Source organism: Lacisediminihabitans sp. FW035 (assembly GCF_054880895.1).
Genome location: NZ_CM142187.1, coordinates 502,322 through 522,662, shown reverse-complemented (window position 1 = coordinate 522,662; position 20,341 = coordinate 502,322). Strand labels below are relative to the sequence as shown.

23 protein-coding genes and 1 tRNA gene are annotated in these 20,341 nt (G+C 67.3%); 14 read left to right on the top strand and 10 right to left on the bottom strand.

What is annotated here, in order from left to right; all coding sequences use genetic code 11:
- Positions 1 to 165 precede the first annotated feature (165 nt).
- The gene (locus tag ACVXZ4_RS02645; RefSeq protein ID WP_461796697.1) at positions 166 to 441 is read left to right on the top strand and encodes a helix-turn-helix domain-containing protein; all 276 of its coding nucleotides are present in this window, start codon (positions 166 to 168) and stop codon (positions 439 to 441) included.
- A gap of 80 nt (positions 442 to 521) precedes the next feature.
- Here the strand turns inward: ACVXZ4_RS02645 and nusG are convergent, their stop codons facing one another.
- From nusG to ACVXZ4_RS02630, 3 genes are all read right to left on the bottom strand, one after another.
- Positions 522 to 1,571, bottom strand: coding sequence for a transcription termination/antitermination protein NusG (gene nusG, locus ACVXZ4_RS02640; RefSeq protein ID WP_461796696.1), 1,050 nt, complete (start codon positions 1,569 to 1,571; stop codon positions 522 to 524).
- Between the two features lie 122 nt (positions 1,572 to 1,693).
- Positions 1,694 to 1,960, bottom strand: coding sequence for a preprotein translocase subunit SecE (gene secE / locus ACVXZ4_RS02635; RefSeq protein WP_461796695.1), 267 nt, complete (start codon positions 1,958 to 1,960; stop codon positions 1,694 to 1,696).
- Positions 1,961 to 2,015: 55 nt separating this feature from the next.
- Positions 2,016 to 2,088 (bottom strand) — tRNA-Trp (locus ACVXZ4_RS02630).
- Between the two features lie 345 nt (positions 2,089 to 2,433).
- Here ACVXZ4_RS02630 and ACVXZ4_RS02625 point away from each other — a divergent pair.
- The 6 genes from ACVXZ4_RS02625 to ACVXZ4_RS02600 all read left to right on the top strand — a co-directional run bounded on the left by ACVXZ4_RS02625 (position 2,434) and on the right by ACVXZ4_RS02600 (position 8,064).
- Positions 2,434 to 3,330: an endonuclease domain-containing protein gene (locus ACVXZ4_RS02625; RefSeq protein WP_461796694.1), complete on the top strand. Its 897-nt coding sequence runs from the start codon at positions 2,434 to 2,436 to the stop codon at positions 3,328 to 3,330.
- A 225-nt stretch (positions 3,331 to 3,555) separates the two neighbouring features.
- Positions 3,556 to 4,473, top strand: coding sequence for an ABC transporter ATP-binding protein (locus tag ACVXZ4_RS02620; RefSeq protein WP_461796693.1), 918 nt, complete (start codon positions 3,556 to 3,558; stop codon positions 4,471 to 4,473).
- On the top strand, positions 4,470 to 5,315 hold the full coding sequence (locus ACVXZ4_RS02615) for an ABC transporter permease (protein ID WP_461796692.1): 846 nt from the start codon (positions 4,470 to 4,472) through the stop codon (positions 5,313 to 5,315). Before ACVXZ4_RS02620 ends, ACVXZ4_RS02615 begins: the two co-directional genes overlap by 4 nt.
- Before the next feature lie 39 nt (positions 5,316 to 5,354).
- Entirely contained in the window at positions 5,355 to 6,512 is a 1,158-nt protein-coding gene (locus ACVXZ4_RS02610) for a sensor histidine kinase (protein ID WP_461796691.1), read from the top strand.
- The gene (locus ACVXZ4_RS02605) at positions 6,509 to 7,159 is read left to right on the top strand and encodes a response regulator (protein ID WP_461796690.1); all 651 of its coding nucleotides are present in this window, start codon (positions 6,509 to 6,511) and stop codon (positions 7,157 to 7,159) included. Before ACVXZ4_RS02610 ends, ACVXZ4_RS02605 begins: the two co-directional genes overlap by 4 nt.
- Before the next feature lie 182 nt (positions 7,160 to 7,341).
- Positions 7,342 to 8,064, top strand: a complete 723-nt coding sequence (locus ACVXZ4_RS02600) for a M23 family metallopeptidase (protein WP_461796689.1) — start codon at positions 7,342 to 7,344, stop codon at positions 8,062 to 8,064.
- A gap of 13 nt (positions 8,065 to 8,077) precedes the next feature.
- On the opposite strand, the gene ACVXZ4_RS02595 is transcribed toward ACVXZ4_RS02600, so the two are convergent.
- From ACVXZ4_RS02595 to ACVXZ4_RS02585, 3 genes are read right to left on the bottom strand one after another with little or no spacing between them, the layout of a single operon-like run.
- Positions 8,078 to 9,193: a UDP-N-acetylmuramate dehydrogenase gene (locus tag ACVXZ4_RS02595; RefSeq protein ID WP_461796688.1), complete on the bottom strand. Its 1,116-nt coding sequence runs from the start codon at positions 9,191 to 9,193 to the stop codon at positions 8,078 to 8,080.
- Between the two features lie 3 nt (positions 9,194 to 9,196).
- Positions 9,197 to 9,616 (bottom strand): MaoC/PaaZ C-terminal domain-containing protein, encoded by a 420-nt coding sequence (locus ACVXZ4_RS02590; protein ID WP_461796687.1) that lies wholly within the window; start codon positions 9,614 to 9,616, stop codon positions 9,197 to 9,199.
- Positions 9,613 to 10,059, bottom strand: a complete 447-nt coding sequence (locus tag ACVXZ4_RS02585; protein WP_461796686.1) for an FAS1-like dehydratase domain-containing protein — start codon at positions 10,057 to 10,059, stop codon at positions 9,613 to 9,615. The genes ACVXZ4_RS02590 and ACVXZ4_RS02585 overlap by 4 nt, the downstream gene beginning before the upstream one ends.
- A 506-nt stretch (positions 10,060 to 10,565) precedes the next feature.
- Between ACVXZ4_RS02585 and ACVXZ4_RS02580 the strand changes: the two genes are divergently transcribed.
- Positions 10,566 to 11,195, top strand: a complete 630-nt coding sequence (locus tag ACVXZ4_RS02580; protein WP_461796685.1) for a C40 family peptidase — start codon at positions 10,566 to 10,568, stop codon at positions 11,193 to 11,195.
- A 46-nt stretch (positions 11,196 to 11,241) separates the two neighbouring features.
- Entirely contained in the window at positions 11,242 to 12,201 is a 960-nt protein-coding gene (locus ACVXZ4_RS02575; protein ID WP_461796684.1) for an acetylxylan esterase, read from the top strand.
- On the opposite strand, the gene ACVXZ4_RS02570 is transcribed toward ACVXZ4_RS02575, so the two are convergent.
- Positions 12,198 to 13,190, bottom strand: a complete 993-nt coding sequence (locus ACVXZ4_RS02570) for an MBL fold metallo-hydrolase (RefSeq protein WP_461796683.1) — start codon at positions 13,188 to 13,190, stop codon at positions 12,198 to 12,200. The genes ACVXZ4_RS02575 and ACVXZ4_RS02570 overlap by 4 nt on opposite strands.
- A 132-nt stretch (positions 13,191 to 13,322) precedes the next feature.
- Here ACVXZ4_RS02570 and fgd point away from each other — a divergent pair, with 132 nt between their 5' ends.
- Positions 13,323 to 14,354, top strand: a complete 1,032-nt coding sequence (fgd, locus tag ACVXZ4_RS02565) for a glucose-6-phosphate dehydrogenase (coenzyme-F420) (protein WP_461796682.1) — start codon at positions 13,323 to 13,325, stop codon at positions 14,352 to 14,354.
- A gap of 10 nt (positions 14,355 to 14,364) precedes the next feature.
- On the opposite strand, the gene ACVXZ4_RS02560 is transcribed toward fgd, so the two are convergent.
- The gene (locus tag ACVXZ4_RS02560; protein WP_461796681.1) at positions 14,365 to 15,705 is read right to left on the bottom strand and encodes an O-acetylhomoserine aminocarboxypropyltransferase/cysteine synthase family protein; all 1,341 of its coding nucleotides are present in this window, start codon (positions 15,703 to 15,705) and stop codon (positions 14,365 to 14,367) included.
- 147 nt (positions 15,706 to 15,852) lie between these two features.
- On the opposite strand from ACVXZ4_RS02560, the gene ACVXZ4_RS02555 reads away from it, so the two are divergent.
- Positions 15,853 to 17,172 carry an LLM class flavin-dependent oxidoreductase gene (locus tag ACVXZ4_RS02555; RefSeq protein WP_461796680.1) on the top strand — a complete coding sequence of 440 codons (1,320 nt, stop codon included), beginning with the start codon at positions 15,853 to 15,855 and terminating at the stop codon, positions 17,170 to 17,172.
- Here ACVXZ4_RS02555 and ACVXZ4_RS02550 read toward each other — a convergent pair.
- Entirely contained in the window at positions 17,169 to 17,633 is a 465-nt protein-coding gene (locus tag ACVXZ4_RS02550) for a GNAT family N-acetyltransferase (RefSeq protein ID WP_461796679.1), read from the bottom strand. The two genes, ACVXZ4_RS02555 and ACVXZ4_RS02550, sit on opposite strands and share 4 nt — an antisense overlap.
- Positions 17,634 to 17,762: 129 nt before the next feature.
- On the opposite strand from ACVXZ4_RS02550, the gene ACVXZ4_RS02545 reads away from it, so the two are divergent.
- The 3 genes from ACVXZ4_RS02545 to ACVXZ4_RS02535 all read left to right on the top strand — a co-directional run bounded on the left by ACVXZ4_RS02545 (position 17,763) and on the right by ACVXZ4_RS02535 (position 19,467).
- Positions 17,763 to 18,359: a DUF6230 family protein gene (locus tag ACVXZ4_RS02545; RefSeq protein ID WP_461796678.1), complete on the top strand. Its 597-nt coding sequence runs from the start codon at positions 17,763 to 17,765 to the stop codon at positions 18,357 to 18,359.
- Positions 18,359 to 18,784 (top strand): DUF6114 domain-containing protein, encoded by a 426-nt coding sequence (locus ACVXZ4_RS02540; RefSeq protein ID WP_461796677.1) that lies wholly within the window; start codon positions 18,359 to 18,361, stop codon positions 18,782 to 18,784. Before ACVXZ4_RS02545 ends, ACVXZ4_RS02540 begins: the two co-directional genes overlap by 1 nt.
- Positions 18,785 to 18,849: 65 nt before the next feature.
- The gene (locus ACVXZ4_RS02535) at positions 18,850 to 19,467 is read left to right on the top strand and encodes a hypothetical protein (RefSeq protein ID WP_461798046.1); all 618 of its coding nucleotides are present in this window, start codon (positions 18,850 to 18,852) and stop codon (positions 19,465 to 19,467) included.
- A gap of 21 nt (positions 19,468 to 19,488) precedes the next feature.
- On the opposite strand, the gene ACVXZ4_RS02530 is transcribed toward ACVXZ4_RS02535, so the two are convergent.
- Positions 19,489 to 20,250 (bottom strand): SDR family NAD(P)-dependent oxidoreductase, encoded by a 762-nt coding sequence (locus ACVXZ4_RS02530; RefSeq protein WP_461796676.1) that lies wholly within the window; start codon positions 20,248 to 20,250, stop codon positions 19,489 to 19,491.
- Positions 20,251 to 20,341: the final 91 nt, after the last annotated feature.

The following is a 20,341-nucleotide window of genomic DNA, read 5'->3' as shown; positions in this document are numbered from 1 at the left end:
CGACCAGCCACGCGGGCGTGAAGACTTCGCCGTGATCGGCGACGCGCTTTCGGGACTTTACTAGCCGCTCGACTCCCTCATTCGCTGCGGCCATAGGTACCAGAGTACAAGTACCCGGTGACTTACACACTGGTACACGCGCCCGGGCGCCCTGAGGCTTAGTGGATGCCCCGAGTCACCTCCGACGCCGCAGCCCACATCGGGCGGCGAATCGCTGAGCGCCGGCGGCAGATAGCAATTACGCAGGATGAACTCGCTGCCGGGAGCGGGATCGATTCGTCCAACATCCGCGCCTATGAAAACGGGCGTGCGATGCCGAGCATCCACTCACTGGTGCGCATTGCGGCCGCCCTCGGCCTGGATCCGGGCGCGCTGCTCGATGGCCTCACACTCGACCTCTTCACGGCGAAAGTGAACGACGGCCGCCGGCAGAGCGCGTAGGCATAAGGCCGAAAGACAACGAAAAAGCCCGCCGCGGGTGCGACGGGCTTTTCAGAGCTGGGGTCTCCAGCGGGGGTGGGTTAGAGCTTGGTGACCTGGTCGAAGCTGAGCTCCACCGGGGTCTCGCGCTCGAACAGGGAGACGAGCACGATGAGCTTGCCACTCTCGGCCTTGATCTCGTTGATCGATCCCGGAAGACCCGCGAACGAACCCTCCTTGATCGTGATGGTCTCGCCGATTTCGAAGTCCACTTCCTGGGGGATGGATCTGCCGATGGCCTTTCCGCCCTTTGCTCCGGCCTTGACCGGGGCTTCGACGATCTGCACCAGGCTCTTCAGCATGTTGAAGGCCTCTTCGAAACGGAGCGGCGTCGGGTTGTGCGAGTTACCGACGAATCCGGTGACGCCGGGGGTGTGGCGTACGACCGACCAGCTGTCTTCGTTGAGATCCATACGCACGAGCACGTACCCCGGGATGCGCACGCGGGTGACGAGCTTGCGCTGGCCGTTCTTGATCTCGACGACGTCTTCCATCGGAACCTCGACCTGGAAGACGAAGTCCTCCATGGCCATCGAGACCTTGCGGTTCTCGATGTTCTGCTTGACGCGCTTTTCGAAGCCGGCGTAGGAGTGGATGACGTACCACTTGCCGTAGGCCGCCTTGAGCTCCTTGCGGAACTCGTCGTAGGGGTCGACCTCGGTCTCTTCGTCGGCCTCATCAACACTCGCCTGCTCGGCGAGCTCGGACTCGATCTCCGCCTCGAACGCATCGTCGAAGGGCACGACCTGCTCGGCCTCCCCCTCCACGAATCCGACCTCGTCCTCGGTCGCCTCGAGGGCGGCCTCGGCCTCGTCGACAGAATCGACCTCTAGGGCGTCGGCGACCGCGAGATCGGCTTCGGGGTCTGCGGCGAGCGCCACGGCATCGAGGGCGGCATCGAGGTCTGCCTCGACGTCACTCTCGATCTCGTACTCGTTGTCTTCGTCGACCAGGTGAATGGCGCGGCTCTCGGCGGACTCTACGGACGACTCATCCGCGGCCAGCTCGTAGCCCTCCTGCGCTTCGTCCTCTTCGGAGGACTGCTCGGCGGCAGTCGCGAGGTCGATGTCGTCGCGGTTTGTTCCAGACACTGTGAATCTCATTCCATTTCTTGGGGCGGATGCGGCACGTCGCGTGCCTCCGCCGGTTAGGGAGCCGTTAACTCCCTGCGGCCCGTTCCGTGCTGTGGCCGCCAGTTGCAGTTGTTCTGTCGCTAATTGCCGAAGATGGTATTCACACCGAGTGCGAAGAGCAGGTCCAGCCCGTACACCAGCGCCATCATGATGACCACGAAGACCAACACGACACCGGTGTAGCTGAACAGTTCCTTGCGGGTCGGGGTGACGACCTTCTTCAGTTCATTGATGACCTGCCGAAGGAACAGGACGAGTCGGCCGAACGGACCGCGGCTCGAGCCACGGTCTTGTTTGGCATTCGCGACGATGTCCTCACTCGGCTCGTCGATGACATTTCTCGCCACTTGGTTACTACCTTCGTCGAAACTGTCGACCCGTACAGGTGCACGAATCGAACTGCAGGGCGGACAGGACTTGAACCTGCAACCTGCGGTTTTGGAGACCGCTGCTCTACCAATTGAGCCACCGCCCTTCGCAGCCGAACTGTCATCATCCGCATCCGAAACCAAGGGTTTTACCCGAAATGGGCATACGAAATGATGGCAGATTTCAACTACCACGCTCCAGTGTAGGCGACGGTTCCGCCGGGTGCAAAGCTGCGCGCGGCGGGGTGCGCACACGGGGCTCCCGTGACTCGGCGACGGCGTGAGGGGTATCGGGACGGAAACTCTGGTGACCGCCGTCACTGGCGACAAGTGCACCTTCGATCGCATCCGGAGGGTGTACTTCTCGCCAGTCACGCGCCCGACCCGGTGCGCGACGCCAACCCTGTGGACAGTGGACGACACGGCTCGCGCGGGAGCGGCATCCTCTTGTCATGCCACCGCGCGTACCCCTCCCCCGCAGCCTCGGCGCCGCGCCGTTCAGCGTGCGGCAGGGCGCTTCCGCGGGGCTCGGACGCGGCCGGATGCTCGGCCCGGATCTCGCCCAGCCGCAGCGCGGGGTTCGGATTCCTGCAGGAAGCGCGCCATCGGTCGAGTCGCTCTGCCGCGCCTTGCGCCTTCGACTGCCCCCGTCGGCGTTCTTCAGCGGGATCACGGCCGCCGTGGTGATTAACCTGCCGCTCCCGAGTCGATCGGAGGCGTCGCGCCGGCTCGAGGTGAGCGTTCCGGCGCCGCTGCGGGCGCCGACCGGGCGAGGCATCCGGGGCCGCTCGGTTGTGGTGCGGGAGTGCGAAATCCGGGTCTGGCACGGCATCCGAATCAGCTCACCGGAGCGGGTCTTCTGCGACCTCGGCGCCGACCTCGACCTCCCCGATCTCGTCGCGGTCGGCGACTTCCTGATAGGGCGGATGCTTCCTCTCACCTCCCGCGATGCCCTCGCCGCCGCGATCGCGAGCTACCCCGGCCGCCGGGGATTGCCTGTCCTGCGCGCTGCCCACCCGATGCTCTCCGACCGGTCAGAGTCGCGAAAGGAGTCCCACCTTCGGGTGATCATCCTCACGGCCCGACTGCCGGGGATGGTGGCCAACCTGCCGATCACCACCTCCGGCGGCTTCGAGTACCGGGCGGATCTCGCCTTTCCCCGTCACAGGGTGCTGATCGAATACCAAAGCGACTACCATTCCGATCCCGACAACTTCCGGGCCGACATTACCCACCGCGCCCGGCTCGAGGCGGACGGATGGTTCGTGATGCAGGTCAACGCGAACGACCTGCGCGATCCGGACGAGTTGGTCGCCCGCATCCGCACGGTGCTCGCGTCGCGGGGGTGAGCGCGGCTCCCGAGGTCACGGATTCGCGCAACTGCTCGCGACCCGCGGAGTGCGCGCTCACTGGCGAGAAGTACACCGCGAACGCGTCATGGAAGATGTACTTCTCGCCACTCAGTCGGCGGAGTGCCACCACGCGACCCCACCCCGCGCCATCCACCGATCGGTTGATCCCTCTCCAGCCGGTGCACCGTTGTCCCGGGGTGCCGCGAGCGCGACTATTGGCACATGACAACTTCTCCCCACGTGAGTGTGCGCGACCTGCGCAAGCAGTACGGAGACTTCGCGGCCGTCGACGGCGTGAGCTTCGACATCCAGGCCGGCGAGACCTTCGCCCTGCTCGGCCCCAACGGCGCGGGCAAGTCCACCACCATCGAGATCCTCGAGGGCTACCGTGACCGCACCAGCGGCGAGGCGCGCGTGCTCGGCGTGGATCCGCAGCGCGGCACCCTCGAGTGGAAGGCCCGCCTCGGCATCGTGCTGCAGTCGACCGGCGAGAGCGGCAACGTCACCGTTCGCGAGCAGCTCGCCCACTTCGCCGGCTTCTATCCGAACCCGCGCGACGTCGACGAGGTGATCGCCGCTGTCGGCCTCACCGAGAAAGCCAAGGCCCGCATCAAATCGCTCTCCGGCGGCCAACGGCGGCGGGTGGATGTCGCGCTCGGAGTGATCGGGCGGCCGGAGTTGCTCTTCCTCGACGAGCCGACCACCGGGTTCGACCCGGAGGCGCGTCGCGAATTCTGGGAGCTCATCCGCTCCCTCAAGCGCGAGGGCACCACCATCCTGCTCACGACCCACTACCTCGACGAGGCCGCCCAGCTCGGCGACCGAGCCGGCGTGATCGCCGGCGGCCGGCTCATCGACATCGGCACGATCGATGAGATCGGAGGAGCGGATGCCCGGGTACCGGTCGTGCGCTGGCACGACCAGAACGGGGCGCACGAGGAGCGCACCACCGAGCCGGCATCCGTCGTCGCGCGGTTGCTCGCTTCCACCGGCGGCGAGCCCGCCGGGCTCGAGGTGCGCCGCCCGAGCCTCGAAGACGTCTACCTCGACCTCGTGGCGGCTCACGAAGGGGCAGCCCGCGAAGGGGCAACCCACAGCACCGAGAAGAAGACCCCCGAACAACTGGAGCGTTCACTGTGACCACCATCGAAATCGCGACCCCGAAACTGCCCGCCGGTCGCACGCTCGCACTTGGCGCCAGCCGCATCGCCTACGAGGTGAAGACCTACTTCCGCCAGGGCGACTCGGTTTTCTTCACCTTCCTGTTTCCGCTCATCTTCCTCACGATCTTCTCGGTCGCCTTCAGCGAAGGCAGTTTCGGAAAGACCGCGAGCGGCGCCAAGGTGACCGCCGCCGAGTTCTACCTTCCCGCCATGCTCGCGGCCGGGGTGCTGTTGAGCGGCCTGCAGAACATGTCCATCGACATCGCCACCGAGAAGAGCGACGGCACGCTCAAGCGGCTCGGCGGCTCGCCCCTGCCGGTAATGAGCTACTTCATCGGCAAGATCGGGCAGGTGATCGTGACGGGCATCCTGCAATCGGCACTGCTGCTGGTGGTGGCGGCGGTCGCCTTCGGGGTGTCACTGCCGACGGATCCGGCCAAGTGGCTCACCTTCGCCTGGGTGTTCCTGCTCGGAGTCTCCACCTGTGCTGTGCTCGGGATAGCCCTGAGCGCCCTCCCGCGCTCCGGCAAGAGCGCGACGGCCGTGATCATCCCGATCACACTGATCCTGCAGTTCATCTCGGGCGTCTACCTCAGCTTCTCGCAGCTGCCCGACTGGCTGCAGAACTTCGCCAGTATCTTTCCCCTCAAGTGGCTCGCACAGGGAATGCGCTCCGTATTCCTGCCCGACTCGTTCAAGGCGCTCGAGATGGGCGGCACCTGGAACCTGGGGGGTGTCGCGCTCGTCACGGCGATCTGGCTCGTGGTGGGACTCGTGGCGTGCCGCCTGACCTTCCGCTGGATCCGCAAGGACTCCTGAACGCCCGAAAGGCGGGGGACGGATGGGATGCTTGAGTCCATGACAGGCAACCGCTGGTGGCACGTGTTCTTCGCCACCACCATGGTGATGCTCGCGGTGATCAACCTGTTCGCCTGGGCACCGAGCACCGGCCAGCGCATCGGAGCCTGGGTGACCATCGCCACCCTCAGCCTTGCCTACGTGACCATCGGGCGGCGGGCGCTCGGCGGAGACACCCGTTTCACCCTCCCGTTCTCCCTCGCGTTGATCATCGGTTCCGGCGTGCTTGTCGCCTGCTCGCCGAACCTCGCGTTCGTGCAGGCGATCGCATTCCCGCTGCTCTGGGTGGTGATCGAGCGCACCAGGGTCGCAGTGGCGGCCAACGTCGCCCTTGCCCTCGTGGTGAGTGCGGGATTCGTCGTGTCGGTGGGAACCGGCTCCGACAACCTGTCCCAGACCGGACTGATCCAGAGCATCTCGCTCGTCGGAAGCCTCGCCCTCGGCCTCTGGATCAGTCGCATCGCCGATCTCAGCAACGAACGGCTGCGCCTGCTCGACGAACTCACGGCGACCCAGGCCGAACTCGCGGCGGCGAACCACGACACGGGAGTCGTGAGCGAACGTGAGCGCCTTGCCCGGGAGATCCACGACACGATCGCACAGAGCCTCACCGGCATCGTCATGATGTCGCAGCGCGCCCAGCGGGAACTCGGCGCCGGGCAGCTCACGCCGCTCGCCGACCAGCTCCAACTGCTGGAGGAGAGCGCCCGGGATGCCCTGGTCGAGACCCGATCGCTGGTCGCGGCGAGCGCCCCGGTCGACCTCGGCGGCGGGATCGCCTCCGCGCTCGAGCGACTGGCCGAGCGCTTCCGGCGGGAGAGCGGCATCGCGATCTCGGTAACCGCCGAAGTCTCGGTGGAGCTCGACCGGGACACGGAGGTCGTTCTGCTGCGCTGCGCCCAGGAGGCTCTTGCCAATGTGCGCAAGCACTCTCACGCGACTACCGCCACGGTGCGCCTGGTGACGGAGCTCCTGACCGCGACGCTCTCGGTCACCGACGACGGCAGCGGATTCGACTCGAGCGCCGCCGAGACCGGCTTCGGCCTCCCCGGCATGCGCGACCGGCTCGCCCTGGTGAACGGCGCGCTCGCTGTGTCGAGCGTGCCGGGCGGCGGCACCTCGCTGTCGGTGTCGCTGCCGATCGGAGTCGCTGCGTGATCCGCATCGTGGTGGCCGACGATCATCCGATCGTGCGCAGCGGCATCGTCGCGTTGCTGCAGGATGCCGCGGACGTCGAGGTGATCGGCGAGGCGTCGAGTGGCGCGGACGCCGTCGAGACAGCGGTACGTCTGAAGCCCGATCTCGTGCTGATGGACCTGCGGATGCCGCTGCCGGCGTCATCCGTCGGCGAGGTGGAGCTGGACGGGGTGGCTGCGACCGCGCAGATCATGGCCGCCGAGCCGGGCATCCGCGTGATCGTACTGACGACCTACGAGAGCGATGAGGCCATCCTCTCCGCGATCGAGGCCGGCGCTACCGGCTATCTGCTCAAGGCCGCCCCCCAGGAGGAGATCCTCGCCGGGATCCGCTCGGTCGCTCGCGGCGAAGTGGCTCTCGCGCCGTCGATCGCGGCACTACTCGTGCGACGGGTGGCCAAGCCTCCCACGGTGACGCTTAGCGAGAGGGAGACAGAGGTGCTCGGCCTGGTGGCGCGCGGAAACAGCAACCCCTCCATCGCGAAAGCGCTGTTCCTCAGCGAGGCGACCGTGAAGACCCACCTGCTGCACGTGTTCGAAAAACTGGGGGTGAGTGATCGCACGCGGGCGGTCACTCTTGCCATGGAGCTCGGCCTGCTGAAGCGCTGAGCGCACCGGGGGCTCTGGTCGAATCGGTCGAGTCTTGCTAGCCTTTACCGATTCGTTACTAAACGGTGACGAAACCCGAGCAAGCCCGAGTCTCTCGACTGCAGCGCAGCGGCGATTCACGGCAGAGGACTGACCTGGTGACACGGCAACGGCGAGGCGCCCTGAAGAGGGCGACTTCGAAGGTGACCGCGATCGGTGCCCTGTTCGGCGTCGCAGCGCTCATCGTCTCGACCTCGCTGCCGGCCGCGGCCCTCTACCGCCCGGATTCGGCATCCGCCCTCACGCTCACCGGTTCGAGCCTGCGGGAGACCGCGCCGACCCAGTCGTTCGCGACCGTCGCAGCCCTCACAGCGCCGACGACGGTGGTCCGGGACGCCTACGCCGTCACCCTCCCGCCGCCGCCTCCGCCGATCCGCCAGACGAAACTGGCCAGCTTCGCACCGCGCGGGAGCATGCTCTACACGCCCAATCCCAATGGCACGATCCAGTGGCCGTTCACGCGCTATGTGCCGATCGCAAGCGGGTTCGGGCCGCGACCAGCACCCTGCAACGGATGCTCCTCATTCCACGACGGGCTCGACTTCCTTCCCGGAGCGGGCGCGCCGATCGGTGCGATCGCTGCCGGAGTGGTGACCATCGTCGGGCAGGACAGCGGGGGCTACGCGTCCTACGGCACGCGGGTCGTGATCGAACACGTGATCAACGGCCAGAAGGTCGAGAGCCTCTACGCTCACATGATCGCCGGATCCCCCACCGTCACGGTCGGCCAGACCGTCACCGTCGGACAGACGCTCGGCCTGGTGGGAAGCACGGGGGCGTCGACCGGCGCGCACCTGCACCTCGGCATCTCCCTTGGCGGCACCTTCGTGGACCCCTACGCCTGGCTCATGGCGAACGCCAACTGACCCTGACTCCGCCTCAGACGTGCACGCCCACCAGCACGGGCTCCGGCTGGAGCACGACTCCGTAGGCCCCGAGCACGCGGGTCTGGATGTAGCGGGCCAGCTCGGCGACCTGTGACGCCGTCGCATCCCCGGTGTTCACGATCGCGAGACTGTGTTTGCTCGAGACTGCCGCGCGTGACCCCGGAAGGCTGAACCCTCGCGTCACCCCCGAATGCTCGATGAGCCAGGCCGCGCTCAGCTTCACGCCGGCCGGCTCGACGGCGGCAGCCTGGGGCAGGCTGCCCGGGTCATAGGTCTCGAGGGGCGTCACGCGCGGCTCCGTCGTTGCGGAGTCCTCGATCGGCCAGCGAGGAACGTCCGCGGGCAGGGAGCGTGCAAAGGCCGCGCTCACCACCGGATTGGTGAAGAAGGATCCCGCGCTCACCGAATCGGGATCCGCCGGATCGAGCAGCATCCCCTTGGCCCCGCGAAGTGCAAGCACCGCGGAGCGTACCCTGGCGACCGGCAGACGATCCCCGACGGACACGCCGAGCGCGCTGGCGAGCTGGTCGTACTCGATCGGATCGCTGAGGGCACCCTCGTTTCGCGTCAGCACGAGGTCGATGGAGACGACGATTCCCGCGCGACCGCGCTTGAGCAGGGAGCTCCGGTAGCCGAGTTCGAGCTCGGCGGCCGGGAGGCGCAGAAGGTCGCCGCTGAGGTAGTCGAGAAACTCGATCGAGACCAGGCTGGACGAGAGCTCCTGCCCGTAGGCGCCGATGTTCTGGATCGGAGCCGCCCCGCTCGACCCCGGGATGCCCGAGAGCGCCTCCAGCCCGGCAAGGCCTTGCTCGACAGTCGTCGCGACGAGAGCGTCCCACGGCTCCCCAGCCTGTACCCGCAGCACGACCCGTCCGTCGAGTCCGGACCCGGACAGCCGTTCGATCCCCCGGGTGACCACATGGATGACGGTGCCCGGCACTCCCTCGTCGGCCACGACGAGGTTCGACCCTCCCCCGAGCGCGATCCAGTCGTCGCCGGTCGCCCAGGTCGCGCGCGCGGCGTCGATGAGCTGCTCGCGCGTCTGTGGCGCAAGGTAGTGCCGGGCCGCGCCGCCGACCCTGAGGGTGGTGAGTTCTCGAAGATCCATCGGTCAGGCCACGCTCACGCGCACCTGCGCCTTTCCGAGCACGGTCGAACCGTCGAAGGTGACCGTGAGGTCGATCCGCGCGATGTCACCGTCGAGAGCGCCGACCTTGGCGGTCACGATCACGACAGCACCGTCGGCAGCATCCACAGCGACCGGGCGGGTGAAGCGCACCTGGTAGTCGAGCACCCTTCCCGGGTCGCCGATCCAGTCGACGACCGGCTGCACGGCAAGTCCCATAGTGAGCATCCCGTGGGCGAGAACGCCCGGAAGCCCCACCGAGCGGGCCACGTCGTCGCGATAGTGGATGGCGTTGAAGTCCCCGGATGCCCCCGCATAGCGCACGAGGGAGTCCCGGTTGAGTGCGAACTCGGCTTCGGCGACGACCTGCCCGATTGCGAGGGAGGCCGCCGTGATGCCGCTCATTCGTCGCCCCGCACCACGAGGGTGGAGGTGGCGGTGACGACGTGCGCGCCGTCCGAGCCGACGATCGAGGACTCGGCCGTGACCATCGAATGCCCGCCGAGCGACTTGATGCTCGCAACGGTCAGTGTCGCGGTGAGCTCGTCGCCGGCCACGATCGGTCGGCTGAAGCTGAAGCGCTGGTCGCCGTGCACCACCCGGGAGAAGTCGATGCCGGCATCCGGCTCCGAGAGCAACTGCTGAAGGGTGAGCTCCTGCACGACCACCGGAAAGGTGGGTGGCGCCACGAGGTCGCTGTACCCGGCAGCGCGTGCGGCCGCGAGGTCGAAGGAGAGGGGGCTGGTGGCGAAGACGGCGCGGGAGAATTCGCGGATCTTCTCCCTCCCGACGAGATACGGCCCGATCGGCGGGAAGACCCGGCCGACGAGCTCGGGGTTCACTGTCATTCGAATTCCTTGGGCACAGTTTCTGTTGGCACAGCTTCAATTGGCACAGCGAAAGCTTAACGAACGAAGCCCCGGTCACCATCAATGGTGGCCGGGGCTTCGCAGGAGTCGCTCCGTGAAGGAGTCGCTCCGTGAGGGAGCTAGGGGCTTACTGGCAGCTGTCGCACTGCAGGTCGTCCATCGGGTCGACCGGCACTGCGTATCCGCCGATGAAGCTGTTGTCGTTGTCCATGGGAGCCTCCTGGATTGTGGGGTGGTCTGCTGAAAGTTTGGTACTCCGTCACCGTCTGTTCATTCCCGGTGCCGTCGTGGGTTCTTACTATATAACCGGAATGACACTCGTGTCATTCCACTACATCTAGTGTTTTCGGCGTGTCGCCATATTTTTCCGAAATGGAGCGATGCACCGGTCTGATCACCCCCGAAATGACGCCCGAGCGCCCCAATTCACGGGGATCTCGTTATCAGAATGAGACTTTCGAGGAGCTCTGGGCTACCCTGTTCGAATGACTTCTTACGCCGCGAAGCTCGGTGCCCTCGTGGCAGCGGGCGCTCTCGTCGCAACTGTCGCCATTCCCGCCTATGCCGTCGCCGGCTCTGCGGCCGCGGTCACCAGCCGCGCGGCAACGGTCCAGACGGTCTCCCTCGTCTCCTCTGTCGAGCTCGTCGCCCCCTCCCGCGATGGGTATTCGGTGACCAAGCCGCAACCGGTCGCGGCCGTAGCCGCGGTGGGCCGAGCGGCCGTCGCGAACAAGTTCGGCAGCATCACCGTCAACCCCCCGGCGCCAACCTACAGCGGTGCGGCGGTGCTCGAATATGCGGCGCAGTTCGTGGGCGTCGTGCCCTACGGGTATGGAAACAGCCCCCAGACGAGCTTCTCGTGCGACGGCTTCACCCAGTACGTCTTCGCGGGATTCGGGATCAGCCTCCCCCGTGGAGCCGACCACCAGGCGCGCCTCGGCGTGCGCATCAGCCAGGCGGATGCGGTAGCCGGCGACCTCGTGTACTGGCCGGGTCAGCACATCGGCATCTACGATGGCGCGGGCGGCATGTACAACTCACCACGGCCCGGCCGCTATGTCGAGCACGTCGGCAGCCTCTGGGGTTCGCCGCTCTTCATCCGCCTCACCGTCTAGGTTCGGCAGCCCTCCCCTCTCCCCGCCCCGCTTCCGAGGAACGACGATGTTCACAGACCTTCCCGAGGCCGAACTGAGGTCTTACCGCAGCGGCCAGATCGATCCGCCCGACTTCGATTCCTTCTGGGCAGCGACCCTCGCGCAAACCCGAGAGTTCGACCTCGCGCTCTCCGTGGTGCCCGTCGAGAGCGGGCTGCGCACCGTCGACGTCTTCGACCTCAGCTTCTCGGGATTCGGTGGGCAGCGCGTTCGTGGGTGGCTGCGTCTCCCTGCCGGCCTCCCCCAGCCCCTCCCGGCGGTGGTGGAATACGTGGGCTACGGCGGCGGCCGCGGTCACGCCGTCGAGAACCTGTTCTGGGCATCCGCCGGCTTCGCGCACCTGCAGATGGATACCCGCGGCCAGGGCTCGATCTGGAGCCCCGGCGACACCGCCGATCCGGAGGGCTCAGCCCCCAGCGCCCCCGGCGTTATGACCCGGGGCATCGAGAGCCCGGAGACCTATTACTACCGGCGCCTCATGACGGATGCCGTACGGGCGATCGATGCGGCGAGGTCACTGCCCGCTATCGACGCCGATCGGGTGTCCGTGCTCGGATTCAGCCAGGGTGGAGGGCTCGCCCTCGCGGTCGCGGGCCTCGTCGACGGCCTGCAGGCGGTCTTCCCCTTCGTGCCGTTCCTCTGCGACTTCCCCCGCGCGACGACCATCACCGACGATGATCCCTACCGCGAGATCGGCCGATATCTCGCCGTGCACCGCGGCAAGGCGGCGTTGGTGCAGGACACCCTGTCGTACTTCGACGGCGTGAACTTCGCCCGGCGAGCGACGGCGCCGGCTTGGTTCTCGACCGCGTTGATGGATTCGACCTGCCCGCCGTCCACGGTATTCGCCGCCTTCAATGCCTACGGGGGCGACAAACAGATCACGGTGTGGCCCTACAACGGTCACGAGGGAGGCCAGATCGAGGATGTGCTCGCCGCTCTCCGCGTGCTGAGGGTGACTCGCTAACGGGCCGGGTTCGCCAGGTAGTCGCGGTGCATCTCGGTCTGCGCGAGAGCCGAGTAGAGCAGGAAGCCGACGAGCCCCGACCACCCCGCCGACCAGGTGAGGCGGGACGCGATCTGCCAGGTGCTCGAGTGGGGAGCATCCGCGAGCACGGCCGCGACTTCACTCGACCGGCGGAGGTGATGAGCCGCGGTCTCCGTCGCGCGATCAGCGACGCCGGAGAACCGCCAGCCATGGCCCGGGAGCACTTCGTGGTCGGGGTAGCCGCTCACCAGGTCCAGACTCGCCAGGTAGTCCGCGAGGGGATTGGTGACGGTGGGCGCTCCGAGTCCGAGGCCGGGATAGATCATCGGGAGCAGGTGATCGCCGGTGAAGAGCAACGACCGCGCGTCGTCCCGCAGGCACAGGTGGCCGGAGGTGTGGCCCGGGGTGAGCATCGCCCGCAGGTCGAAGCCGGGGATGTCGAGCCGCTCGCCGTCGACGAGGGTACGATCCGCGGGAGGAGGCACGAAGCGCGAGGCTTGGGCGGTGATCCGAAGGATCTCGTCGCGGCGATCCGCCGGCACACCCCAGTCCTCGAGTTGACGGGCGCCCGCCTCCGCGCTGAGCGGGCTGTCGAAGGGCGATCCGATCGCCGCCGCCTCTGCCTCGTGCAGCTGGAGCGGCGCCCCGGATGCCTCGCGCAGCCGCCCCGCAAGCCCGATGTGATCGGGGTGGAGGTGCGTCGACGTGATCGAGCGGATGTCGGTGGGCGAGGCATCCAGATCGGCAAGGAGGGCGGTGAGGCCGGCCCAGTTGTCGGGGGAATCCCAGCCGGGATCGATCACGTGGAATCCACGCTCTGAATCTCTCAGCAGGTACAGCAGCGAGTACGGGAGGTACCCGCCGGGCATCCGCTGGGCGAGCGCCCATACGTCGTCCCGCACCGGTTCCGACTGCGGGATCGCGCCGGTTCGCGAGGCCTCGAACTGGGCGGGACTGGTGGGATACATGGGGCTCTCTCCGGCTGTGGGCGCGATTGGGCCCGAAGGAAACGATACGTCCGGTGCAGACTCCCGGTGTTTACTCACGGCCATCACGACGACAATGGAGGGGTACCTCATCGCCCTCAGGAATCGAGCCCCATGTCTGCACTGAACCTGCCATTGAAACTCGGCTACAAGGCATCCGCGGAGCAGTTCGCACCGCGAGAGCTGGTGGAGATCGCCGTCGCGGCCGAAGCCCACGGCTTCGAGAGCGTCGCCGTGAGCGACCACTTCCAGCCCTGGCGCCACACCGGCGGGCACGCGCCGTTCTCGCTGGCGTGGATGGCCGCAGTGGGCGAGCGCACGTCGTCGATCCAGATCGGCACCTCAGTGATGACCCCGACCTTCCGCTACAACCCGGCGGTGCTCGCTCAGGCCTTCGCGACGCTCGGCTGCCTGTATCCGGGGCGCATCATGATCGGGGTCGGCACCGGTGAGGCGCTCAACGAGATCGCCACCGGATTCCGCGGTGCCGGCGAGCAGGACTGGCCGGAGTTCAAGGAGCGCTACGCCCGCTTGCGCGAGGCGGTCTCCCTCATGCGAGAGCTGTGGACCGGCGACCGGGTCAACTTCGAGGGCGAGTACTACTCCACCCACGACGCGAGCATCTACGACCGGCCGGACGGCGGCATCCCCGTGTACATCGCCGCCGGCGGACCGGTCGTGGCCGGCTACGCGGGTCGAGCCGGTGACGGCTTCATCTGCACCTCCGGCAAGGGCATGGACCTCTACACCGAGAAGCTGATCCCCGCGGTGGCGGCCGGGGCCGAGAAGGCGGGACGGGATGTCGCCTCCATCGACCACATGATCGAGATCAAGCTCTCGTACGACACCGACCCCGACCTCGCGCTCGAGAACACCCGCTTCTGGGCTCCACTCTCACTCTCCGCCGAGCAGAAGCACGACTTGACCGACCCCATCGAGATGGAGAAGGCGGCGGATGCCCTGCCGATCGAGAAGGTCGCCACGCGCTGGATCGTGGGCTCCGATCCCGACGAGACCGCCGCGAAGATCGGGGAGTACATCGACGCCGGGTTCAACCACCTCGTCTTCCACGCTCCCGGGCACGACCAGCGCCGCTTCCTCGAGTCCTTCGAGCGCGACCTCGCTCCGCGGTTGCGCGCGCGGTAGAGACCCGGAGTCAGCCGACCTCGGCAAGCACCCGTGAGGCGCGCACGGCCGCGAAGGCCCGCTCGAGGTCGGCGATGAGGTCCGGCTCATCCTCGATCCCGACGGAAAGACGCACGAGGCCGTCACCGATCCCGAAGCGCTCGCGATCGGCGGCAGACACCTGGGCGTGCGAGGTGGTCGCCGGGTGGAGGATCATCGACCGCACATCACCCATGTGGGTCATCCGGCTGAAGAGCTCGACGGCGTCGATGAGCGTGCGGGCATCATCCAACCCGCCGCGCAGGGTGAAGCCGAAGACGGATCCGGCCCCGCGAGGGAGGTACTTCTCGGCGAGCGCGCGGTGCGGGCTCGACGCGAGGCTCGGGTAGTCGACCGACTCGACCTCCGGCTGCTTTTCGAGCCACTCGGCGATCGCGAGGGCGTTTCGGGAGTGCCGTTCGACCCGAAGCGACAGAGTCTCGAGGCCCTGCAACAACAGGAAGGAGTTGAACGGCGACAGCACGGGACCGAGCCGGCCCGCGATCACGTTCCTGGTGTACTCGATGAAAGCCTGGTCGCCGTGCCGGGTGAGCAGGGTGGCCTCCGGATCGCCGGAGAGCGGCGCGGAGAACTGGGGGAACTTCTCGGGGTAGCGCGCCCAGTCGAAGGTGCCGCCGTCGACGACGACCCCCGCCAGGGATGCGCCGTGCCCGCTGAGGAACTTGCTTGCCGAGTGCACGACGATGGAGGCGCCGTGGTCGAGGGGGCGCAGGAGGTAGGGCGTAGCGGCGGTGCTGTCGACGACGAAGGGGATGCCGGCATCCCGTGCGAAACCGGAGACGAGCTCGAAATCGATCAGGTCGTTCTTGGGATTGGGGATCGATTCCGCGTAGACGGCCCGGGTGGCCGGCCGCAACCGGCGCCGCCATTCCGAGAGATCGTGCGGATCGTCCACGAACTCGACCTCGATACCGAACCGGCTGAAGTTGTCGCGGAAGAGCGTCTTGGTGCCTTCATAGAGGCTCTGGGTCGCGAGGAAGTGGTCCCCGGCTTTCAGGATGCCGAGCATCGCCACCGTGATCGCGGCTTGGCCGCTGCCCACCAGAAGAGACGCGACCCCGTGCTCGAGCGCCGTGAGGCGGTCCTCCACGACGACGTTGGTCGGGTTGCCAAGCCGGGAGTAGACCCAGGCGCCGTCGTCCCCGGCGAAGCGGTCCCGAGCGTGGTCGAAGGAATCGAAGACGAACCCGGCGGTCAGGTAGATGGGGGTGATCCTTGCGCCGTGCCCCGCGCCGATCTGCTCGCCCGCGTGTACCTGGTCGGTGTCGAAACCGAAGTGCTCGCCGCCGAAGGGCAGGGGGGTGGATGTCACGAAAATCTCCTCTGGGTGCGCCGCCCACGCTACGGGCGAGGGCGCGCCCGGACAATCCGCGCGTTCACACGGAGACATATTCGCCCGCCCGCAGCCCGGCTCGACCTAGGGTCGAGAGGCCAGCGCACGCCCCACAGAGAGACGATCATGACACGACTCCAGCACTTCGGATGGTTCTTCGGTCGCGGATTCGGCCCACAGGGCTGGGGACGCCCCGACTACCAGTGGAACTACCGGTGGACCTCGCCGAAGCTCTACCAGCAGTCCGTCCGCGAACTCGAGCAGGCCGGGCTCGACCTGTTGATCATCGAGGATGCCCTCTCCCTCGGCTCACCCGAGACCCTCGACCTCCGCGTGCGGGCCGCCTACGGCGGGCCGAAGCTCGACCCACTGCTGTTGACCCCCTACCTCTTCGAGGCGAGCTCCCACATCGCGATCGCGCCCACGATCAACGCGGGTGCCTACCCTCCCTACCTCGCCGCCCGCCAGTTCGCAACGCTGCAGCACCTCAGCGATAACCGATTCGGGATCAACCTGGTGACCGACGTGAAGAGCGCACGCCACTTCGGGCTCGACGAGCTGTCGCACGACGCGGCCTATGATCGCGCTGAGGAATGGCTCACCGTGGTGCGACGCCTCTGGCACAGCTGGGACGAGGGGGCTCTCGTTCAGGATGCCGCCACCGGCCAGTTCGCGGACGGCAGTCGCATCGACGCCTTCCATCACGAGGGTGAGTACTTCACCCTCGACGGCCCGCTCAACGCCGTGCCGTTCGAGGCGGGGGATCCCCTCATCGTCTCCCCCGGCGGTTCGGGACGCGGGCTGTCGTTCGCGGGCGGCAACTCCGACGTGCAGCTGGCGCTCGCACCGCTCACCGTCGACGGTGTGCGCGCCTATCGCGCGAAGGTGCACGAAGCTGCCGTCGCTCGCGGACGACGGGCGGAAGACATCAAGATCCTCTTCGTCTTCAAGCCGGAGATCGTTGCGAGCCAGGAGGAGGTGGATCGCATCGTCGCCGCCTCGCTGCATCCGTCCGATGCCGAGGTGCGGGCGGTTCTCGCGGGCCAGTCGAGCGACCTCGAAACCGACCTCACCATCCTCGACCTCGACAAGCCGCTCGACATCTCGGTGTTCGGCCAGAATGTGTCCCGCGGCACGATCAACGGCCTGCTCGGCGGCTCGGACAGCTTCGAGACCCAGACCCTTCGCGACCTCGCCGTTCGTAAGGCCCGCAAGGGCCGCATCGCCGACGGCACCGGATTCGTCGGCACCCTCGGGCAGGTCGCGGACTTCATCCAGCGCCTCGGTGACGAGGCCGACAACGACGGCTTCATCTTCTCCGGCGACCTGCACCCGGTGACCGTGCACGGCTATCTCGACCTGCTTGTGCCGGAGTTGCGCAAGCGAGGAGTGCTGCGCCGCGAGTATGGCTCGGATGGCGCGAGGGGAAACCTTCTCGAGTTCTAGGCCGCTGCCGCGCGCGAGTAGAGCAGGTAGTCCCCGTCTTCGCCGGTGAGCCGGTAGCCATCGCGCTCGTAGAGCCGCCGCGCGGGATTGTCGCGGTGGACGCCGAGATCGAGGCGACTGTTTCCCGCGGCCGCCGCGTCCGTCGCGAACCACCCGAGGAGCCGGGCTCCGAATCCGTGGCGCCGGTACGCCGGGAGCACGTGCATCGTCACGAGGGTCGCGCCGTCGTCCCTGGGCATCCACATCGCGTAGCCCGCCGGCTCGCCGTCGGCCTCGAGCACGATCGTGCGCTCGAGGTTCGCGACCCACAGCTCGAGGTTTCGATCCAGCGCGGCCGTCCAGCGGGCCTCGTTCTCCGGCTCGATCTGCTGAAGATACAGCCGTTCCCCGCGAAGGATCATCGCGAGGTCCATCGGCGCCGCCGAACGCAGGAGGAGGGCAGGGTCGTCGGCTGGGGGCATGCGGGCGAGTCTACGAGCACCGCCCTCCGGAAAACTATTTTCCCGGATCCGCGTCATAGTTCCCCTCCGGCGGCGTCGCTCTTTCTATAGCGATCAAATGAGTCATTTGGTGTGGATCAAGGAGGATCTATGAAGTTCCGAAACCTCACAGGAACACACGCCGGACGCATTGTGCTCGCCGCAGTGCCGGTCGCCGTCGTCGCCACCGTACTCATGGGCGGGGTGGCCAACGGCGCCGTACCGGTCTCGTTCGCGGTGTCGGGCAGCCAGTTCCAGATCAGCGCCTCCCAGCTCGATGGCACCGGGTTCTCGCAGTATGCCGGCGTCACCAACGACACGGCCGGCAAGCCGCACCAGGTCGCGATCGCCAATATCGCCTCGGCGAAACTTGCCGATCTCTGCCAGTCGGTGGTCACCGACACCCCACTCGGCAAGGTCGGACTGCTGATCACCGCGGGCGGCGGCGGCGCGCCCGCGACAGCCACCGACCTGCAGATCGGGATGACCGATCTCAAGGGCGACTCGACCTTCAACAACATCCGCATCGGAGTCGACGCCTCGACGGTGAACACCAGCCACAAGGGCACCGCCGGGGACTTCGCGCAGGACGCCGACTCGCTCAAGATCGTCGGACTCCAGCAGACCGCCTGGTCCACCCAGGCATCCGTGTTCACGCTCACCGGGATGCACCTGCAGCTGACGGACGGCAGCAAGGGGTGCTTCTGATGACGCGCTTCGCCGCTTTCTCGGCCTGGCGTCGACGCCGCCCGTTCGTCGGCGCGGTTCTCGCCGCTCTCGCCGGAGTGGAGATGTTCTTCTCCGGTCAACTCGACGTGGGCAAGATCCATGTCCAGGTGGGCATCGAGGGCCTGCAGGCCACGATTATCCCGCTGCTGATGGTGCTGCTCGGCGTGCTCGCGATGGCGATGCCCGTGCACCGCATCTTCTATGGCGTGCTCGTGCTCGCCGTCTCGGTGTACTCCCTCATCGGAGTTAATCTCGGGGGATTCTTCATCGGGATGCTGCTCGGCGCTGTCGGTGGCGTGCTGATCGTCGCCTGGATGCCGAAGTCAGCCGCGCACGCCGCGGAATCGACCGCTGCGGAGTCGTCCCCCACGGAGTCGTCCCCTTTTGTGTCGGGCCGGTCCTGACCGGCGCGGCTCGACGGCGCCCGGGCGGGGCCAGCACCTCGATCGCTCTCGTCGCCGTGCTGGTGATGTCCCTCTCGGGCATCGGCGCCGCGCGCGTTCCGGGCGCGGGGATGTGCATTCCGCTGTTGATGCAGTGCGGATCGGGACAACCCACGCCCACGCCCACACCGGCGCCGACGAAGGGCCTGATCCCCGCGGTGCCGGCGATCCCCGGCGGTGTTGTACCCGCCCCGGCCGCCCCCGCCCCGGTGGTCGGAGTGCCGGATGCCGGAGCCCCGACCTTCACGTTGCCAGCCGCCCAGCTCGGTGGTTCGTCGATCTCGATCTCCGGCCTGCACTCGGTCACCGTCGTCACCGTTCCGCTCGCCGATGGAACGCGTACTACCGCGCTCAGGATTGTGGCAGACGGCGTCACCGTCGACGACTTCCTTCTCGACGTGCGGAAGGCGACCGGGCCATCACTGGTGACCAACGCAACCCGGATGCAGTTGCGCGGCAACGTGCAGGTCTATCTCGACTCGCTCACGGCGACCCTGGTCGACGGCACAGCGCTCACGCTCGGGGCAGCGACGCCACCGCCGGGAGACGAGCTGCCCCCGACCATGCTGCGCGTGAACCTCGGACTGGTCGGAGTCACGGCGAGTTCGATCGCGTTCACGGCGCCACACCAGTCGCTGAAGTGACGCCGTGCCCGCGGGAGCCGGTCAGACGGTGGACCAACCGCCGTCCGACATGAGAATCGCGCCGTTCACGTTGGAGGAGTCCTCGCTTAGCAGCCAGCAGATGGAGGCGGCGAGCTCCTCGGCTTCTGCGGGCGCTGGGATGGTCGTCTGCATGATCGGGCCGAGTCGTTCGCCCGCCCAGGCCGACAGGAAGGGGGCCTCGATGTTGGTCTTGACGGCGCCAGGGGCGACGGCATTGCAGCGCACGCCCTTCGGGCCGTAGAAGAGCGCCGTGCTCTTGGTGAGACCGATGACCGCGTGCTTGGATGCTGCGTAGGTCGTGCCCGACGCCCCCGCACGAATTCCCGCCTCGCTGGCCAGGTTGACGATGCGGCCGAAACCAGCATCGACCATTCCGGGCAGCACCGCGCGCATGGTGCGCATCTGGGATGTCACGTTGATGCGCATCACGCGCTCCCACACGTCATCGGTGATCTCGGCCGTCGGCAGGAAGGCATCCATGATCCCGGCATTGTTGACAAGGCCATCGATCGTCGCGCCGGCTGCAGAGACAAGGGAATCGACGTCTTCCTGCTTGCTCACGTCACCCGTGACGGTGACCATTCGATCGCCCGGATACTCGAGGGCGAGCTCCGCGAGTCGCTCGGCGGAGATGTCTGCCGCGATGACGCGGGCGCCCTCCTGGTGGAGGCGAACCGCCGTCGCGCGTCCGATGCCGCTGCCGGCTCCGGTGACGATGACTGTTCGACCGGCAAAGCGATCGACGATCGGGGTGATGCTCATGACAGACCATTCCTTCGTGCTCAGTGCCGCGGGTCGGCGTGGACTCAAAATATAGCACTCAGTGCCATAATTGTCCCCGGCGAAGTATCCT

Bases quoted from the DNA above. Each gene is read 5' to 3' on its own strand.
- ACVXZ4_RS02645 (WP_461796697.1), top strand. From the start codon at position 166: ATGCCCCGAGTCACCTCCGACGCCGCAGCCCACATCGGGCGGCGAATC.
- ACVXZ4_RS02625 (WP_461796694.1), top strand. From the start codon at position 2,434: ATGCCACCGCGCGTACCCCTCCCCCGCAGCCTCGGCGCCGCGCCGTTC.
- ACVXZ4_RS02620 (WP_461796693.1), top strand. From the start codon at position 3,556: ATGACAACTTCTCCCCACGTGAGTGTGCGCGACCTGCGCAAGCAGTAC.
- ACVXZ4_RS02610 (WP_461796691.1), top strand. From the start codon at position 5,355: ATGACAGGCAACCGCTGGTGGCACGTGTTCTTCGCCACCACCATGGTG.
- ACVXZ4_RS02595 (WP_461796688.1), bottom strand. From the start codon at position 9,193: ATGGATCTTCGAGAACTCACCACCCTCAGGGTCGGCGGCGCGGCCCGG.
- ACVXZ4_RS02590 (WP_461796687.1), bottom strand. From the start codon at position 9,616: ATGAGCGGCATCACGGCGGCCTCCCTCGCAATCGGGCAGGTCGTCGCC.
- ACVXZ4_RS02585 (WP_461796686.1), bottom strand. From the start codon at position 10,059: ATGACAGTGAACCCCGAGCTCGTCGGCCGGGTCTTCCCGCCGATCGGG.
- ACVXZ4_RS02580 (WP_461796685.1), top strand. From the start codon at position 10,566: ATGACTTCTTACGCCGCGAAGCTCGGTGCCCTCGTGGCAGCGGGCGCT.
- ACVXZ4_RS02575 (WP_461796684.1), top strand. From the start codon at position 11,242: ATGTTCACAGACCTTCCCGAGGCCGAACTGAGGTCTTACCGCAGCGGC.
- ACVXZ4_RS02570 (WP_461796683.1), bottom strand. From the start codon at position 13,190: ATGTATCCCACCAGTCCCGCCCAGTTCGAGGCCTCGCGAACCGGCGCG.
- fgd (WP_461796682.1), top strand. From the start codon at position 13,323: ATGTCTGCACTGAACCTGCCATTGAAACTCGGCTACAAGGCATCCGCG.
- ACVXZ4_RS02555 (WP_461796680.1), top strand. From the start codon at position 15,853: ATGACACGACTCCAGCACTTCGGATGGTTCTTCGGTCGCGGATTCGGC.
- ACVXZ4_RS02550 (WP_461796679.1), bottom strand. From the start codon at position 17,633: ATGCCCCCAGCCGACGACCCTGCCCTCCTCCTGCGTTCGGCGGCGCCG.
- ACVXZ4_RS02545 (WP_461796678.1), top strand. From the start codon at position 17,763: ATGAAGTTCCGAAACCTCACAGGAACACACGCCGGACGCATTGTGCTC.
- ACVXZ4_RS02540 (WP_461796677.1), top strand. From the start codon at position 18,359: ATGACGCGCTTCGCCGCTTTCTCGGCCTGGCGTCGACGCCGCCCGTTC.
- ACVXZ4_RS02535 (WP_461798046.1), top strand. From the start codon at position 18,850: ATGTCCCTCTCGGGCATCGGCGCCGCGCGCGTTCCGGGCGCGGGGATG.
- ACVXZ4_RS02530 (WP_461796676.1), bottom strand. From the start codon at position 20,250: ATGAGCATCACCCCGATCGTCGATCGCTTTGCCGGTCGAACAGTCATC.